This is a genomic window from Thermococcus celericrescens (assembly GCF_001484195.1).
Lineage (GTDB): Archaea > Methanobacteriota_B > Thermococci > Thermococcales > Thermococcaceae > Thermococcus > Thermococcus celericrescens.
Genome location: NZ_LLYW01000034.1, coordinates 15,598 through 30,282, shown reverse-complemented (window position 1 = coordinate 30,282; position 14,685 = coordinate 15,598). Strand labels below are relative to the sequence as shown.

Annotated in this window: 23 protein-coding genes; 14 read left to right on the top strand and 9 right to left on the bottom strand. The window is 53.4% G+C overall.

What is annotated here, in order from left to right; genetic code table 11:
* Positions 1–22: 22 nt before the first annotated feature.
* From APY94_RS13955 to APY94_RS09570, 7 genes are all read right to left on the bottom strand, one after another.
* The gene (locus APY94_RS13955; protein ID WP_342667089.1) at positions 23–190 is read right to left on the bottom strand and encodes a hypothetical protein; all 168 of its coding nucleotides are present in this window, start codon (positions 188–190) and stop codon (positions 23–25) included.
* The gene (locus APY94_RS13950; protein WP_342667088.1) at positions 190–354 is read right to left on the bottom strand and encodes a zinc ribbon domain-containing protein; all 165 of its coding nucleotides are present in this window, start codon (positions 352–354) and stop codon (positions 190–192) included. The genes APY94_RS13955 and APY94_RS13950 overlap by 1 nt, the downstream gene beginning before the upstream one ends.
* On the bottom strand, positions 333–1,283 hold the full coding sequence (locus tag APY94_RS09585) for an RNA-guided endonuclease InsQ/TnpB family protein (protein ID WP_342667087.1): 951 nt from the start codon (positions 1,281–1,283) through the stop codon (positions 333–335). The genes APY94_RS13950 and APY94_RS09585 overlap by 22 nt, the downstream gene beginning before the upstream one ends.
* Positions 1,280–1,435, bottom strand: coding sequence for a hypothetical protein (locus tag APY94_RS13405; RefSeq protein WP_169791812.1), 156 nt, complete (start codon positions 1,433–1,435; stop codon positions 1,280–1,282). The genes APY94_RS09585 and APY94_RS13405 overlap by 4 nt, the downstream gene beginning before the upstream one ends.
* A 139-nt stretch (positions 1,436–1,574) precedes the next feature.
* Positions 1,575–1,955, bottom strand: a complete 381-nt coding sequence (locus tag APY94_RS09580) for a hypothetical protein (RefSeq protein WP_058939422.1) — start codon at positions 1,953–1,955, stop codon at positions 1,575–1,577.
* A 32-nt stretch (positions 1,956–1,987) separates the two neighbouring features.
* Complete coding sequence (locus APY94_RS09575) at positions 1,988–2,818, bottom strand: geranylgeranylglycerol-phosphate geranylgeranyltransferase (RefSeq protein WP_058939421.1); 831 nt, start codon at positions 2,816–2,818, stop codon at positions 1,988–1,990.
* A gap of 44 nt (positions 2,819–2,862) precedes the next feature.
* On the bottom strand, positions 2,863–3,930 hold the full coding sequence (locus APY94_RS09570) for a Clp1/GlmU family protein (protein ID WP_058939420.1): 1,068 nt from the start codon (positions 3,928–3,930) through the stop codon (positions 2,863–2,865).
* A gap of 255 nt (positions 3,931–4,185) precedes the next feature.
* On the opposite strand from APY94_RS09570, the gene APY94_RS09565 reads away from it, so the two are divergent.
* Positions 4,186–4,650 carry an Lrp/AsnC family transcriptional regulator gene (locus APY94_RS09565; protein ID WP_058939419.1) on the top strand — a complete coding sequence of 155 codons (465 nt, stop codon included), beginning with the start codon at positions 4,186–4,188 and terminating at the stop codon, positions 4,648–4,650.
* Here the strand turns inward: APY94_RS09565 and engB are convergent.
* Positions 4,597–5,226, bottom strand: coding sequence for a GTP-binding protein EngB (gene engB / locus APY94_RS09560; protein WP_058939418.1), 630 nt, complete (start codon positions 5,224–5,226; stop codon positions 4,597–4,599). The genes APY94_RS09565 and engB overlap by 54 nt on opposite strands.
* 92 nt (positions 5,227–5,318) lie before the next feature.
* Between engB and APY94_RS09555 the strand changes: the two genes are divergently transcribed.
* Positions 5,319–5,975: a hypothetical protein gene (locus APY94_RS09555; protein WP_058939417.1), complete on the top strand. Its 657-nt coding sequence runs from the start codon at positions 5,319–5,321 to the stop codon at positions 5,973–5,975.
* Here APY94_RS09555 and APY94_RS09550 read toward each other — a convergent pair.
* A complete protein-coding gene (locus APY94_RS09550) occupies positions 5,972–6,142 on the bottom strand; it encodes a preprotein translocase subunit Sec61beta (RefSeq protein ID WP_058939416.1) in 171 nt (56 codons plus the stop codon). The genes APY94_RS09555 and APY94_RS09550 overlap by 4 nt on opposite strands.
* A gap of 276 nt (positions 6,143–6,418) precedes the next feature.
* Between APY94_RS09550 and APY94_RS09545 the strand changes: the two genes are divergently transcribed.
* From APY94_RS09545 to APY94_RS09485, 12 genes are all read left to right on the top strand, one after another.
* Complete coding sequence (locus tag APY94_RS09545; protein ID WP_058939415.1) at positions 6,419–6,733, top strand: hypothetical protein; 315 nt, start codon at positions 6,419–6,421, stop codon at positions 6,731–6,733.
* A 107-nt stretch (positions 6,734–6,840) separates the two neighbouring features.
* Entirely contained in the window at positions 6,841–7,218 is a 378-nt protein-coding gene (locus APY94_RS09540) for a 30S ribosomal protein S6e (RefSeq protein ID WP_058939414.1), read from the top strand.
* A 231-nt stretch (positions 7,219–7,449) separates the two neighbouring features.
* Entirely contained in the window at positions 7,450–7,743 is a 294-nt protein-coding gene (locus APY94_RS09535) for a hypothetical protein (protein WP_058939413.1), read from the top strand.
* Entirely contained in the window at positions 7,715–8,440 is a 726-nt protein-coding gene (locus APY94_RS09530; RefSeq protein ID WP_157065521.1) for a hypothetical protein, read from the top strand. The genes APY94_RS09535 and APY94_RS09530 overlap by 29 nt, the downstream gene beginning before the upstream one ends.
* Positions 8,441–8,457: 17 nt before the next feature.
* Complete coding sequence (locus APY94_RS09525) at positions 8,458–8,910, top strand: hypothetical protein (protein ID WP_157065520.1); 453 nt, start codon at positions 8,458–8,460, stop codon at positions 8,908–8,910.
* A gap of 149 nt (positions 8,911–9,059) precedes the next feature.
* Positions 9,060–10,292, top strand: a complete 1,233-nt coding sequence (gene eif2g, locus APY94_RS09520; protein ID WP_058939410.1) for a translation initiation factor IF-2 subunit gamma — start codon at positions 9,060–9,062, stop codon at positions 10,290–10,292.
* Positions 10,293–10,327: 35 nt separating this feature from the next.
* On the top strand, positions 10,328–10,744 hold the full coding sequence (locus APY94_RS09515; RefSeq protein ID WP_058939409.1) for a PIN domain-containing protein: 417 nt from the start codon (positions 10,328–10,330) through the stop codon (positions 10,742–10,744).
* 43 nt (positions 10,745–10,787) lie between these two features.
* A complete protein-coding gene (locus APY94_RS09510) occupies positions 10,788–11,558 on the top strand; it encodes a hypothetical protein (RefSeq protein ID WP_058939408.1) in 771 nt (256 codons plus the stop codon).
* Positions 11,559–11,579: 21 nt separating this feature from the next.
* Positions 11,580–12,227 carry a DUF434 domain-containing protein gene (locus APY94_RS09505; RefSeq protein ID WP_058939407.1) on the top strand — a complete coding sequence of 216 codons (648 nt, stop codon included), beginning with the start codon at positions 11,580–11,582 and terminating at the stop codon, positions 12,225–12,227.
* Between the two features lie 148 nt (positions 12,228–12,375).
* Positions 12,376–13,059 carry a hypothetical protein gene (locus APY94_RS13705; RefSeq protein ID WP_245610453.1) on the top strand — a complete coding sequence of 228 codons (684 nt, stop codon included), beginning with the start codon at positions 12,376–12,378 and terminating at the stop codon, positions 13,057–13,059.
* A gap of 164 nt (positions 13,060–13,223) precedes the next feature.
* Positions 13,224–13,493 (top strand): hypothetical protein, encoded by a 270-nt coding sequence (locus APY94_RS13700; protein WP_058939404.1) that lies wholly within the window; start codon positions 13,224–13,226, stop codon positions 13,491–13,493.
* A 62-nt stretch (positions 13,494–13,555) separates the two neighbouring features.
* Entirely contained in the window at positions 13,556–14,671 is a 1,116-nt protein-coding gene (locus APY94_RS09485) for a hypothetical protein (protein ID WP_058939403.1), read from the top strand.
* Positions 14,672–14,685: the final 14 nt, after the last annotated feature.

Here is a 14,685-nt window from a genome sequence, read left to right as displayed (position 1 = left end):
AGGCGGAGAGGTTTGAGGGGTCTCATTCAAACCCACTAAAAAGCGGGTCTTCGACCCCTCCGGGACGGTCTTCCCCCCAATTACCCCTCCTCTGAGCGTAAAGCCCGCTCAGACTCGGGGTTATCGTTCCCACAGCCCTCTTCAAAATATTGAAAGCTCCAACCAAGTCTGAATTGAAGACAAGCCCCATCACGGGACACTTAAATAACCCACGAAGGAAGCGAGCCCCTCGTGAGGCTTCCCGCAGACGGGACAACGCTTAGACGTGAAAGCCTCATCAACGACAATAACACTAATACCATACTCTTCGGCGACTTCCTTGAGCCGTTTTATTACCGTGTTGAACCGCCACACGTGGGAGAGAATGAAATTCTGCTTCCTGCCCTTATCAGAGTTCCTGCTAATGCCCTTCGGATAACGACCACAATCCTGCTAACACCCAACTGGTAGAGCTTTTCAACTGTTTGCCTTACCACCGTGTTAATGTAGTGCCTCGCTTGGAGTTTAGCCTTCTCGTGCATTCCTGAGAGTTTCTTACTCTTCTTTGCCCCGCTTTTGTTGATTTTGGACTGGTAATCCGCTATTCTCTTCCGCCAGTAAAAATCAATGCTCTTAAGCGGTCTCCCATTCACTAAGAAACTCTCCCCGTTTTCGAGGTAGACAGCCATTAAATTGTTTACTCCTAAGTCTATTCCAGCCGAAAGGCTGCCCAAAGGTTGTCTTGGGAGTTCAACCCATTCTTCACCCCGAAGTTTCTCCTTTACCGTGTAGCTGATGTGAGCATGCCACTTCCGCCTTATTGGGTCATAAGTTATCTCCAAGCGGCCCTGTTTGCCCTTGAGGTGGATTCTCCCTTTAAACTGGACTTCCAGTCTTTTGAACTTTCCGAGACCCTTAAGGATTAACTTATTTCCCTCAATCCTGTATTGGTCGTTTCTGAGGACTATTAAGCCTCCTTCTTTGATGTAGTTTGGGGGTTTGGGTTTGAGCCAGTTGGGGAGTTCCCCGTTTCTCTTGTTCCTAATGAGTGAGAAGAATGAGCGCCAGGCCTCAGCGTTCTTTCTTGCTATCTGCTGAACCGTTGCCGAGCCTACCTCGGCCTTAAACTCTTCATAAACTATTTCCTCGGTTTTTAGGAAATCAACAGGCTTTTCCTCGGAGAACTCCTGCCTGCGAAGATAGTTTACTTTGTTCCAAACTTTCGAGCTAATTTGGGCTAACTCTTTGAGGGTTTTCTCTTGAGCCTTTGAAGGCTGGAGTTTTATCGTTACGCTCCTCTTCATTCCTCTTCGCTCTCGACTTTTTTAATCCAGAGCTTCATGGCTTCAGTTACGGCTACTCCCAAGGCTCCTCGGATTTTCCCATATTTTTTCCTCACGAGTTCTCTGAATTTTTTCTCAACCTCATCATCAACGGAGACATTAATAACCCCCATTAATCAACACCAATCTACATTAGTATGGTTTGATTTAAAAGCTTTTTGATGGTGTGCTTTCCTGCCTTCAGGCTGGTCTTTCGATTACTGCATCCCCGCCCTAAAGGGCGAGGCTTTCAAAAGAAAAAAGTAATGGAGCTCAGTACTGCTCCCTCATCGTCCTTATGACCGGGTCATGGATGAGCGTCGAGGTTATGCTGTCCACCATCCGGAAGAACTCGTCGCGGCCCTTCTCGAGGGGCATGTTCTCCAGCCGTATCAGCTCGCAGCCGCTTCCGAGAATCCACTTGCCGAGGAGTATCTTCTCCCTGCCCCCCTTTCTGAGGTCCAGCCTGGCGAGACCGTAGGGTATGTCGGCGGTCCACCAGTTGGCCCTGAACGTAACGCTCCAGCCCGCATTCTCCACGGCCTCAACGAGTTTCTCAATGGTCATGCCGGGCCCATAGGGCGTTTTGAACGTAACGACGGTCCAGAGACCGTCCCCATCAAGCGCACGTGCAAGTTCATCCTTAAACTCCATGAACTTCACCTCCAGTTCTCGTTTCTCATGGTTCAGACCAGCGCCGCAACCAGGAAAGCCATCACGGCGAGGAATATGCTCACCTTCAGCAGCTTCTGGGAGCTGTGGGCCGCTTCCCTCTCCTGGGAGCGGAGTATGAGGTATGCCGCGTAGAGGATTATAAGGTCAACCGGCACCATCGCGTAGTAGCCGAGACCGACCCCCGCCGTTATCGGGAGGAAAGACGCCACCACCGTCAGCACCGCAAAGGCCGCACCGAGGTAGGCCGCGTTCCTCTTCCCCCACACTATGGGCAGGGTTCTGGCGCCCTTCGCAAGGTCACCTTCAATGTCCTCTATGTCCTTTATAACCTCGCGCGCCACGTTGACTAGGAAGGCACATACCGCCAGGTAGCCGGCCAGGCCGAGGTGCTCAACGGAGACCGCACCGTAAAGCGGCGTCGCACCGGTCAGGGACGCAACGACAAGGTTGCCGACGAAGGGCAGAGGCTTGAGCTTCCAGGCGTAGAGGAACATGGCGGCGTACGCCACAAGGGCCAGCAGGAAGGCGTAGACGTTTATCATGTAAGCGAATACCAGCCCCACCGCGAAGAGCAGCAGGGAGTAGTAGATCGCCGTTCTCCTGCCCATGGCGCCCCTGGGGAGCGGTCTGTCAGGACGGTTTATTTTATCTATCTCGTAGTCAAAGTAGTCGTTTATGGTGTTGCCTCCAGCGCACCCTAGGGTGACCACTAGGAAGACGAGAGCCGTCGTTAGGGCGTCGGGGAGGTGGCCCACCGCCACGATCGACCCGAGGACACCCACCACTCCGGCCAGGGCGCAGTTGTGGGGCCTGGTTATCTCGATGAAGGCCTTGAATTCCATTAGGCTCACCTAATTCGATTAGGTTATTGACTTAAAAATCTTTGCTACAGCTCCTCCCGCCTGAGGAGACCAAGTTCCTCGCCATTTTCAAACACCTGTATACGGCCAAAGCGCAGTTCTGCCGCATTCTCAACCTCTTCCTCAGAGAGGGGGGTGAGGACCTGAGCCTTCATTCCGCTGAAGTTTATCCACTTCAGTATGCCAACACCCATGCAGAACCCCTCCCCGTCTATGAAACCCACGAGGAGGTTGCTCAGCCTCTCAAAATCAACGGTGTGGAGGGCCGGGCGGACGTACTGCCTCGAAAAGCCCTCAGCATCGACCTTGACGACGGTGTAGTGCTCCCCCTTCCACCCAGCCACCACGAGCCACTTGAAGAGCGTGGAGAGCAGTTCGCGCTCCTCCTCTGTCAGGGGCCTGCCGCGGAAGAGCTCCGTACCCCCAGGAATCACCTTCGTCAGATCCACCTCAACAGTCCTGGAGTTCGAAAAGTATGCCCTCCACTTTTCCCGCCGGACTTCCCTGCGTTCCCGGCGCGAGTGTTCCCTCGCGGCGGGGCTGACCGAGAGCATGACGACCTCACCGTACGGGGCGAGGACCTTACGCAGGTATTCCATCTCCCCTGCCCGCTCAAGCAGAACGATGAGATCCGGCCTAACGAGTTCGGCTTTGAGGCGCTTCAGCTCAACTCCTGCCCCCGTGACGAAGCCGGTGGTGTCTATCAGGACGACGTCCGCCTTTTCGGCGGCGATGTCCGTGAGCCTCTTAACCCCCACTGCCATCTCACCGACGTACTGGCCCGGGGTGGTTGTTCCTATGAAGTAGTGGGCGTGTCCCCTGAGTTCGCTTGGACTGGAGAACGGCCCGTCCACAAAGGCAAGGCTGACCGTTGCGGGCGGTAGGATTCCCTTCTGACCAACGTCGCTGTCCACAATCGCGACCCTAAGACCCCTCTCAATGAGGCCGTTGGCCAGGAACGTGAGGAGCGTCGTCTTGCCGCTGTCGGTTCCCCCAACGAGCATAACCCGAAGGGGCCGGTCTCTGGAGGACAGTTCATCGAGAAGGACGAAACGGTCCTCCGGGACATCCGTGGTGTATCCCGCCTTGTTCATGGGGGCACATTGGAAAGAGAAATTAAAAAGATAACTGCGGGCACATCCGGGAACAACCCAGCATCTCGAAGGGAACCTATATCCTTCGGCCGGGATACGAAGCCCGAGAAGGAAAGGCAGAACATATACAATGAAAAGACTTATAAGACGTGCTATATGCCACAGAATATAGGCCAACAAAAATTTGACATTGGCCCGGAAAATCGTTGGTTTAATAAACGTGTAAATAGGAATCATGCAAAAGGAGGTTTAAAAATGGAGGAAAAGGCAACCCTTACCCCGAGGCAGATCAAACTGCTCAGGAAGTTCCACGAGGAGGGCAAGACCATAGAGGTTCACACCGTTGAGAAGACCCAGGATGAGCTTGCGGACGAGCTCGGGATAACCAGGCAGGCTCTCAGCAACCACCTCAAGGTTCTCAAGGAGCTGGGCTACATAAGAACCGGAAGAGGCTTCATAGACCTAACCGACAGGGCCCTTGACCTTCTCGGCGAGAAGAAGGGCGATGTGTTTGTGTTCGTGAGAATAGAGCCCACGAAGAGGAGGCAGGTTTACGAGGCGATAAAGAGGCTCAAAATAAAGAAGATATACCGCGTCACCGGTGACATAGACCTCATCATTGAGGCAGACAAGACCCGCCTCGACGAGATACTCGAGGAGATATCCTCACTCGACGGCGTCAAGGAGACCATCACCCACATCGTTCTCGAGGTTCTCTGACTCCGTTTCCGCGGAGGGCCGCTTCCTGCCCCCCTCAAGCTTTTTCTCCATGAGCTTCCTCAGCTCAAGAAGGTTCTTCCCGAACTTGGCGGATATCGGTATGAAGGTCTCGGGTACCTCGCTGTAGGGAACGCCGAACTTCTCCGCCAGGAAGTTTATGGTCCTCTGGAGGTTCCTTATCTTGTCCATCTTGTTGACCGCGACTATCACCGGAATCCCCAGTTCCCTGAGGAAGACATAGAACTCCACGTCGATAGGTATCTCCCCGCGCTTCTCCCAGCGCTCTATTATCTCCGGGGCGGCTTTGCCGTCAACCACCAGAACCGCCAGCTCTATCTCCTCGGCGTTGTCCTCGATGAAGTGAACTATCTCGTCCTTGATCCTCTCCTGCTTCGCCTTTGGAACGCCGCTCATGAAGCCGAAGCCGGGCATGTCCACTACCAGCTTCCCGCGCCAGTTTATCTCCACGGGCTTTCTGGTAACCCCTGGCCTCTTGCCCCTCTTGACCCACTTGCCGGTCAGGCGGAAGATGAGCGTGCTCTTGCCAACGTTAGAACGCCCCACGAATATTATCATCCATCTCACCATAAGCGATGGGACTTTTTGCTTTATAAGGCTTGGCGGAAAAGTTAAGTAGGCGAAGGAATAAGTCCCACCGGTGGTGTTTTATGGTAGAGGGTAGTGAAGCTAAAGCCAACCAGCTCATCAACAAATTTGTCATATCTCTGATCGACGGGAAAATACTGGGCTTTGTGACGGACATAAACGTCGAGGTTGAAGGCGATCAGTTCTACTTCATCCTCAAGATGAAGGAAGTCGAGAACCTAGGTAAGGGTCAGAGTATGTTCTCCAGCGAGAGGAAGCTCAAGATAAGACCGAGCGATATAGTCAACGTTGGTCCTGACGTCATAATCCTCGGAAACGGTAAAGTCCCACCCCTTCGGGAGATCGAGAGGCTCAACCAGATAGCCGAGGAGTACAACGCCCTGGTGAGGGAGCTCGAAACCAAGGAAAAAGCCATTGAAAAGCTCAAGGAGGAGAACTACGGCCAGACCAAGCAGCTGGATGAGCTCCAGCGCGAACTCAGGAAGCTGCAGATCATGAAGGAGGACTTCGAGCACCTCAAGGAGCAGCTGGTAAGGCAGGAGGGCCAGCTCGAGATGGCCAAGGAATACATACGGCTCCTGGAGGGCCTCAGGCACGACATAGACAAAATAAAAGAGGACGTTGACAGGCTTCTGCAGACCCGGCTGGAGGAAGTTGTTAGGGGAATAATCAACGAAGAGCTTAACGCAAGGGGATTAAAGAAGACGAGCTTCATTTAGCTGAAGAGCTGCGGACCAAAGGCGTGCAGGAGTATCTCCAGGGCCACGAGTATGAGCGTCACCGCAATGACGCCCCTCGGGCTTATCTTTATCGCCCTGGTGTCCTCGTCGAAGAACCTCATGAGACCGGCACCGGTCGGGGGAAGTGTGGTCTTCTCCTTTGCCATTTTCTCTCACCTCTTAAAGGAGGTAGGGTTCTCCAATATATAAAAAAGTTGTGATTGACACCCTCCAGAGCCCCGCCCCGTGCCGAAGCATGATTTACAAACATCAAGATTTTTGATGACAATGTTTATAATAATATAAGGACGAGCATCCAAACAGCAGGTTCTGTCTGGGTGAATCCCAACCGGAGCGCCCGGAAGCCAGCGACCCTTCTCACCCAGCGGCGCTCCCTCTGGCAAGAACGTATGAAATTTGATTGATACCTGGGAGGTGTCCGTATGCCGATGTACCTCGTCACCCACCACTATTCAAGGGAAGAGAGCATCAAAGCAACTAAGGAAGCGGCCGATTTCTTTAGGCGATTGCCCCCCACGGGTGATATTGAGTTCATGGCCTCGTACAACTTCAACGGCGGGAGCTACACGATATGGCGGGCCCAGAACAGAGAAGCCCTCGAAGAATACATGAAAACAATAAACGCCCCAACCTTCCATAAGAACATGGAGATCACCGAAATAGTCCAGAGTTATCCTCCAACGGTTGAGTACACCATCAGGCTTTGGGAGATGTTATACCACCTCAGCGGTGGCTGATCATCCAGTTTATTTTAGAGGAAACTTTTTAAAGGCCAAGCCACACCGCTCACTGGATAAGGGGTTTACCCAATGAATCCCGCTAATGACATAGGAGGTGGGAGGAAATGGCGACCTTTAAGCTCGTTATATCCAACCCGAAGAACGGCATAGCCAGGCAGGTCGAGATAAGCGGCGAAGAGGCCGAGAGACTCATAGGAAAGAGGATTGGAGAGGAGATACCGGCGAGCGAGCTCGGACTCAACCTCACCGAGATATTCGGCGAGGAGATTCCGGGCGATGTCAAGCTCAGGATAACCGGCGGAACTGACAAGGACGGCTTCGCCATGAGGCCCGACGTCCACGGCCCGAGGAGGGTCAAGATCCTCGTCTCCAGGGGCCCCGGCTTCAGGCCCAAGGAGAGGGGTGAGAGGAGGAAGAAGACCGTCAGGGGCAACACCATCAGCCCCGAGATCGTCCAAATTAACATGAAGCTCGTCTTCTGAGCTTCAAACCTTTTCTTTGCCCCCATTCTACGGGCGTTTGAATTCTCCGAGTGCATCACCATGCAACTCTTTTACTTGAGCTTCTTTTGATTCATTCTAAGAGGAAAACACAACTCAGAATAAATTTATACTCGAAAAAAAAAGAAAGAATTTTTACGTTAAGTAAAAGGAAAAGTTTATAAGGATAAGTTGATTAGAGCATAATGCAAAAACCTCAAAGAGGTGAACCTCGTGAAGTGGAAGCCTTTGCTAGCAGTCCTGCTCGGACTGCTGATGGTTGGAGTGACGGCTGGGAATACTGCCACATCAGCCATGCCTACATCAGGACACACTATAATTTCATACGTAACCTTAGATGGGATGACATTCAAAGTTTATAACAATAGCAAAGTTGCACTAGATGACAAAGGGCCCTCGAGGTACTACACGGATATTGAGAAGTTGCCCATCCACATAGCTGGCATGAGATTGTCAGAAAAAATACACAAACAATATCATGAAGTACGGATATGTCTCACAAAATGATTTGGATGCCCTAATAGAGCTCGCAGAAAAAGCCACGAGAAAACTTTCACCCAGTGAAAAACAAATCCTGGAAGAGCTAATACTAAGGGATTTATATAAGAGCCGAGAATTCAAAAAGATCGAAGAACAACTAATCCTCGAAAACAGGGATTATACAGCGAGAGTTGCGACTACAAGCTCACAGGTACCACCAGAAGTTCAAGAGACTCTTCCTAAAATTTATCAGCCTTGGATTGACATACTACCGCAGGGTGACAAGACTAACCCCTCGAAGGGTCTCAACCCCCTAATAGCTGTTTACTGGTACGTGCACGAAACGCAGTCGGGGAAAGTCATTGAGTACACATTAGTATTTGCCGATGAGGATCATCCACTAATTGACCAAACATATGATGTTATACGTCTCTGGAGATTTGGGAGGATTGAGGATACAGAGTACTATCTCGTGTACATGAAAACAAATAATGCAAAGTTCCCCGGAAGTTATAGCGGTGATCAAACATTTTTCACAATCCGGCCAGCTCATCTAACCGGAAGTGAACCATACTCAGGGAAAATATATATCAATACTTGGAACCATATGATGAGTAGTCAGAAGGACACTAATCCCCTGCTTATTAAGAAAACATGGCAGTCTTATCCCTTGAAGCACGGAGACCGGAATAAGGCCCATTGCGACTACTCCATCAAATGTTGAAGCAGAAGGTGGCCGGAATGAGAGGCCAGAGAATACTGATGATAGTCTTCCTCTCCTTAATTATTTCCACCTCAGCCCTTGGCTGGACAACGGTCTCCATAGCATTGGGGGAAATGGAAAAAGAAGGAACTTCCGGGTTAGCCAGCATCTTGATAAATCTCTACCTAGACCTCCTCATTCCTGCTGCGGTGTTCCTGTACTTTGGGCACTTCCTCGGGAAATCCCTGGGAAAAGGAAACCTTGAGAGTATCGGAATACCCTCCCTCATCGGATCATTCGTATCGTTCTTACTACTCATCACGCCACTGAACAGCATTTTAACACCCTGGGAGGTCTCCCCCGAAGGGGTATGTCAGAAGGCACCTTATATGCCTGAGGAATATCTTCTGACAATGGCGTTTATGGTGAGTGTATCCTCGCTTTTTATAGTGGGCTGGGCCCTAACGAGTGACAGGCGCAAGAGCGAGTAAACTTCATGAGACCCAACATACTAGACTCATCCCCCTCAGCGGAGGAGCTTAAAAGCCGGTTCCACCCAACGTGCAGGAACACCCGCATTGGGACAGTGAAGAAACCTTAATAAGCGCCCATCGTTTCTACTTCTTAGGGGTGTGAGAAGATGGCAAAGAAGAAGGAGTTTAGACAGGCTGAAGTTAACATCGGAATGGTTGGTCACGTTGATCACGGTAAAACGACCCTCACCAGGGCCCTGACCGGTATCTGGACCGACACCCACAGCGAAGAGATGAGAAGGGGCATCACAATCAAGATAGGCTTCGCCGACGCTGAGATGAGGAAGTGCCCGAGCTGCGGCAGGTACTCCAGCTCCCCGGTGTGCCCGTACTGCGGCCACGAGACCGAGTTCGAGAGGCGCGTTTCCTTCATAGACGCCCCGGGCCACGAGGCTCTGATGACCACCATGCTCGCGGGAGCATCCCTCATGGACGGCGCGGTTCTCGTCATAGCCGCCAACGAGGGAATAATGCCCCAGACCAGGGAGCACCTCATGGCCCTTCAGATAGTCGGGAACCAGAACATAGTGATAGCGCTCAACAAGATCGAGCTGGTTGACAGGGAGAAGGTCATCGAGAGGTATCACGAGATAAAGGAGTTCGTCAAGGGTACGGTTGCCGAGAACGCCCCGATAATCCCGATTTCTGCCCTTCACGGCGCGAACGTTGACGTTCTCCTCGCGGCGATAGAGGAGTTCATACCAACCCCGAAGCACGACCTCAAGAAGCCGCCCAAGATGCTCATCCTCAGGAGCTTCGACGTCAACAAGCCGGGAACCAAGCCCGAGAAGCTCGTCGGCGGCGTCATCGGCGGTTCGATAATCCAGGGCAAGCTCAAGGTCGGTGACGAGATAGAGATTCGCCCCGGCGTCCCCTACGAGGACCATGGCAGGATAAAGTACGAGCCGATAACCACCGAGATAGTCTCCCTCCAGGCGGGAGGAATGTTCGTCGAAGAGGCCTATCCTGGCGGTTTGGTCGGCGTTGGAACCAAGCTCGACCCGTACCTCACCAAGGGCGACCTGATGGCAGGAAACGTTGTCGGAAAGCCCGGCCAGCTTCCGCCGGTCTGGGATGACCTCAGGCTTGAGGTTCACCTCCTCGAGAGGGTCGTGGGAACCGAGGAGGAGCTCAAGGTCGAGCCCATAAAGAGGCGCGAGGTTCTCCTCCTCAACGTCGGAACCGCGAGAACCATGGGTCTGGTCACCGGCCTGGGGAAGAACGAGGTCGAGCTCAAGCTCCAGATACCCATCTGCGCCGAGGTCGGCGACAGGGTCGCCATCAGCAGGCAGGTCGGCTCAAGGTGGCGCCTCATAGGCTACGGCTTCATAAGGGAGTGAGCCCTCTTCTTTTCTATTAACTTTCGGTGAGGCAGATGCCAGAGAGGCGGGAATGGCTGGTGATTCCGGACACGAACTTTCTCCTGGTTCCGGGGCAGTTCGGCGTCGACATAATCGGCGAGCTGAACAGGGTTCTCGACGTGAGGTTCAGAATAGCCGTTCCGAACGTCGTCCTCCAGGAGCTGGAGGTTATAGAGAGGAAGTCCCGCGGAAAGGACCTGATGGCCATCAGGATGGCCAAAAAGCTCGCGGAGAGGTTCGAGGTCGTCGAGATGGGCCGCTTTGGTGAGAGGCCTATAGACGACCAGATTTTCGACTTCGCCGTAAAGAACGAGCGAGTAATAGTCTGCACCAACGACAAGGGGCTGAAGAGACGCCTCCGTGAGATGGGAATCCCCGTCGTCTACCTCCGCTCGAAGAAGATACTCGAGCTCGAGGGCATGCTGGAGTGAAAACCTTAAAACACCCTCTTCTCCACGCCCTTGGGTGGAAAAGATGTACACGGAGGAAGAACTGCTGGGCGAGATTAGAGAACTCCTCGGCGACGAGGAGCTCTACGGGCTCTACGAGAGGGCATTCAGGGAGTACCACTACTACTTCGAGACGACCAACTACATCGTTCTGAACGTCTACGGCTTCAACGACCACGGACCGATTCACGTTCTGCTCACGACCAGGCGCGCGCTGGAGCTTCTGAACATCATCAGGAAGTTCGGAATCCAGACGACGGCCGAGAAACTCGGCAAGCCCTTCCGCTGGAGCAAGTTCATAGTGGCCTTTGGAGCGCTGTTCCACGACACCGGGAACATGATACACAGGATAAACCACTACCAGTTCAGCGTTCTCCTGGCGGAACCGATAATAGAGAAGCTCGTGAGGGAGTTCGGGACGGATGACCCGCTCCTCCTCAAGGCGCTCACCCTGAACGCCATCCACACCCACGACGAGGCGGTTCCATGCACCACCATCGAGGGCTCGCTCGTTACAATAGCGGACGGTTGCGACATGGAGGCCGGAAGGAGCAGGCTCGTCCACAAGAGGGACAAGGTCGACATCCACGCCGTCTCGGCCCTGGCCATCGAGAGGGTGGAGATAAGGGAAGGAAACGAGGAGCAACCGATACTCATCGAGATATGGATGAAGCACCCGGCGGGAATCTTCCAGGTGGACGAGATACTGACGAAGAAGGTCAAAAGCTCCCTTCTGGGTGGGAAGGTCAGGCTCAGGATACACACCGGCACCGAGGTAATGGAGAAGGTTATTTAACCTTCCACCGTTTCTTTATCCATGCTCCTCGATGCGTACCGCGACCTGAAGTACCTCCTCAACAGGGGCTACCGGAAGAAGTATGCCCTTGAATTCGTGGCCAACCACTACAGGCTGACCAAGGGCGAACGATACCTCCTGGCCAGGTGCGTGTTCTCGGACGAATGGGTAGACGAAGTAATGAGAAAGCTCCTAAGACCGGAAGAGCTCAGGGGCAGGGTTCTCGGGATAGACGGCTTCAACGTCCTGATAACCCTCGAGTCGCTTCTCGAAGGGCGGGCCATACTCTGCGAGGACGGGCTCGTGAGGGATTTGAAGTACCAGGGGAGATACAGGCTCAACGAATGTACGGAGAGGCTCCTCGGCGACATTGTCCGCGCCCTTGGAGAGCTGGGCGTTGAAAAGGTGGTGTTCTTCTACGGCTCGGCGGTTCCAAGGAGCGGGGAGGTGAAGAGGCTGACCGAGGAAGCCCTCATCCGTGAGGAGGTCAACTCCGAGGTGAGACTTGTCAAAAGTCCCGATTTTGAGCTCAAGGCCTTCGAAACCGTCGCAACGGCAGACATCGGGATCATCTCAAAGGTTTCCCACGTCTTCGACCTGGCCGCGTACGTGGGAAGGCTCGCCGGGCAGGAGGCGGGCGGTTTCTTTGAAATCCTGGGAAAAACGTAATCAGAGAGCTATTGACATTCAGACGACCTTTTTAGAGCTACAAAGCCGTTTGAAGCCTTGGAAAATTTTTAATACATTCGTGTACAAGGTAGGTGTATATTTCACAGTACCCGCTTTTCTTTCTTGGAGGGTGATGGAGGAGGTTTGCATGAAAGGAACTAAAGCGATCCTGCTGGCACTTCTAATAGCCAGCATGGCCCTCGCCAGCGGCTGCACGGAGGGAAGAGGAGCCACTACGGGCTCTCCCTCCCCCACGACGTCAAGCCAGCCGTCAGCGAGTCAGCCCGAAACCACTACAACGCAGGAGCCCTCAATCTGGAAGATGAAAATAGTCTGGAGCGCTGACACCACAGGAATACCATTCATGGACCTGAGTCAGGACGGAAGCCTCTCAGCGGCCATAGACTGGAACCGCGGTCTCCTGTATCTGGTTAAGCCAGACGGGAGCAACACAACCCTGAACCTCAGGAGGAATGAGGGCGAAATACGGCCGGTAGTTTCGGGCGTCGCAGTGGTCGGAGACCGGGCTTGGGTTCTGGCGTCGTACGGGGGGTTCGCAGGGATAGGAATCTTTTCCTCGGACGGTCTTGCCGGCGAGGAGAGACGATGGGGAGCCGGCGCGGTTGCGGATTACATGCTCCGCTCGCCGAGCGGACACCACGTCTGCTACCTGGTGACAGTCTCCCCCACGGAGCAGGAACTCCACTGCGACGGGGCAAAAATCCGCTCACACCCGACGACTACGACCTCAAATCCGTCTCGGACTCCGGGCTTGTCGTTCTGTCGGAAAAGGACAGGGCGTTCGTCTTCAAGGAGGGGGAAAGAATCCTAACGTTCAACACAAGCAGGGTAATCGCCTACCGCGATAAACTTCTGGTCAGCAAGGACGGGAAGCTGAAGGTTTTCTCTGAGGACGGGAAGTTACTGACCGAGGGGAACTACCCATTCGACCAGACGATACTGCTCAGATAGACCTTGATTCCAACTGAGAGATACTTGTTCTGGTACTGTGAAGACACTCATGTCCTCACGTGGAACCTCACGGACGTCGGAACCCTGCCGGGCTTCACATACTTCGCAAACGAGAACTTCGCCGTCACGTCGAAGGACGGCGTAATCCATTGCTACTCGCTGGAGGACCTCCATGAGGTCTTCAGCGTGAAGGTTCCAGGCGATTCACTCGGCTACATAAAGCTGAGCGACGACGGGAAACTCATGCTGGTTTCGGGGGAGACGGGAGGTTTTTGGCTCTATGCCAAAAGTTAACACCCAAAATTTAAATAGTCCAAGCTTATATTTAATATAAGAAAGAAAGGAGTTGAACAAATATGAAGAAATTTAGAACTGTTCTTGTAGTTTTTCTAGTATTTTTGGTTTTTGTCAGCGTTAGTGGATGCCTCGGAGGCGGGGAGGAGAGCCCCACAACATCCGAGTCCCCCACCGACGCGGGAAGCCACACCACCAGCGCGGGAACCGGCGGAACCACGGGCGGAGGAGGATACAGCACGACGGAGAGCCCGAGCGGAACCACCACCCCGGAAACCACAACTGAAACTGGCACATCGGAGTACGCATCATGGGCGAACCCGTGGGACGCATACAACCCGATCCAGATAGACGGTGAGCAGTACCTCATAACCTCCATAAAGTACAAGCTCAGGATACGGACCGAGGAAGGCGGCCCGATTTACGAGTACGAGATCGAGAAGAGCAGGAGACCGACGAAGATACACGTTTACGGCAACAAGATAGACATGGAGACCGGGGAGCAGGAGAAGGCAGACCTGGGGGAGTTCGCGGTTTACGAGTACTACGGAAAGATCACCCCGATAAACGCCGAGGATATGAACAGCACCTTTGAGTACCGCCTCTGGGTAACCGAAAGAACTTCCGACACGGACACCTTCTTCCTGTTCCCGTCGCTGGACTTCCTGACCCTCTACGCTTCCCTGTACTCCGGCGCGGGCAACACCGTCGGGGTATGGATGAAGTACGGGGACCAGGTTTTTGAGTTCTACAACCCTGCGGCGGTCGGCGAGATGAGTGTGGCCCCCTACCAGGAAGGGGACATAAACATGCTCTCGAACATCGCCGACATAGAGTCCATATACATGAGCTGGTACGGGTTCTACAACTTCGGCTTCTGGACCGCCCTTGAGGATGAGAACATCTACCAGGAAACCACTGGCAGCTGGGGGGTAATGGGCTACCAGTACAACTACGAGGTGAAGCCGGACGGGACAATGACCATTGGAGGCAAAGACTTCAAGGTATCGAAGGTCTCGTGGACGTACACCTTCGGAGGCATTACCGGCCAGGGTGAAGCGGTCCTCGCGGCCAACCTTCCGGTGCCGATAGAGGCCAAGGGAGTCTTCATCGAGCAGGGAGGGGCCAACGTCTTCACCCACGTCAAGATCGAGGACATCGTATTCGAGAAGGTCTGAGCCCTCCAACCTTT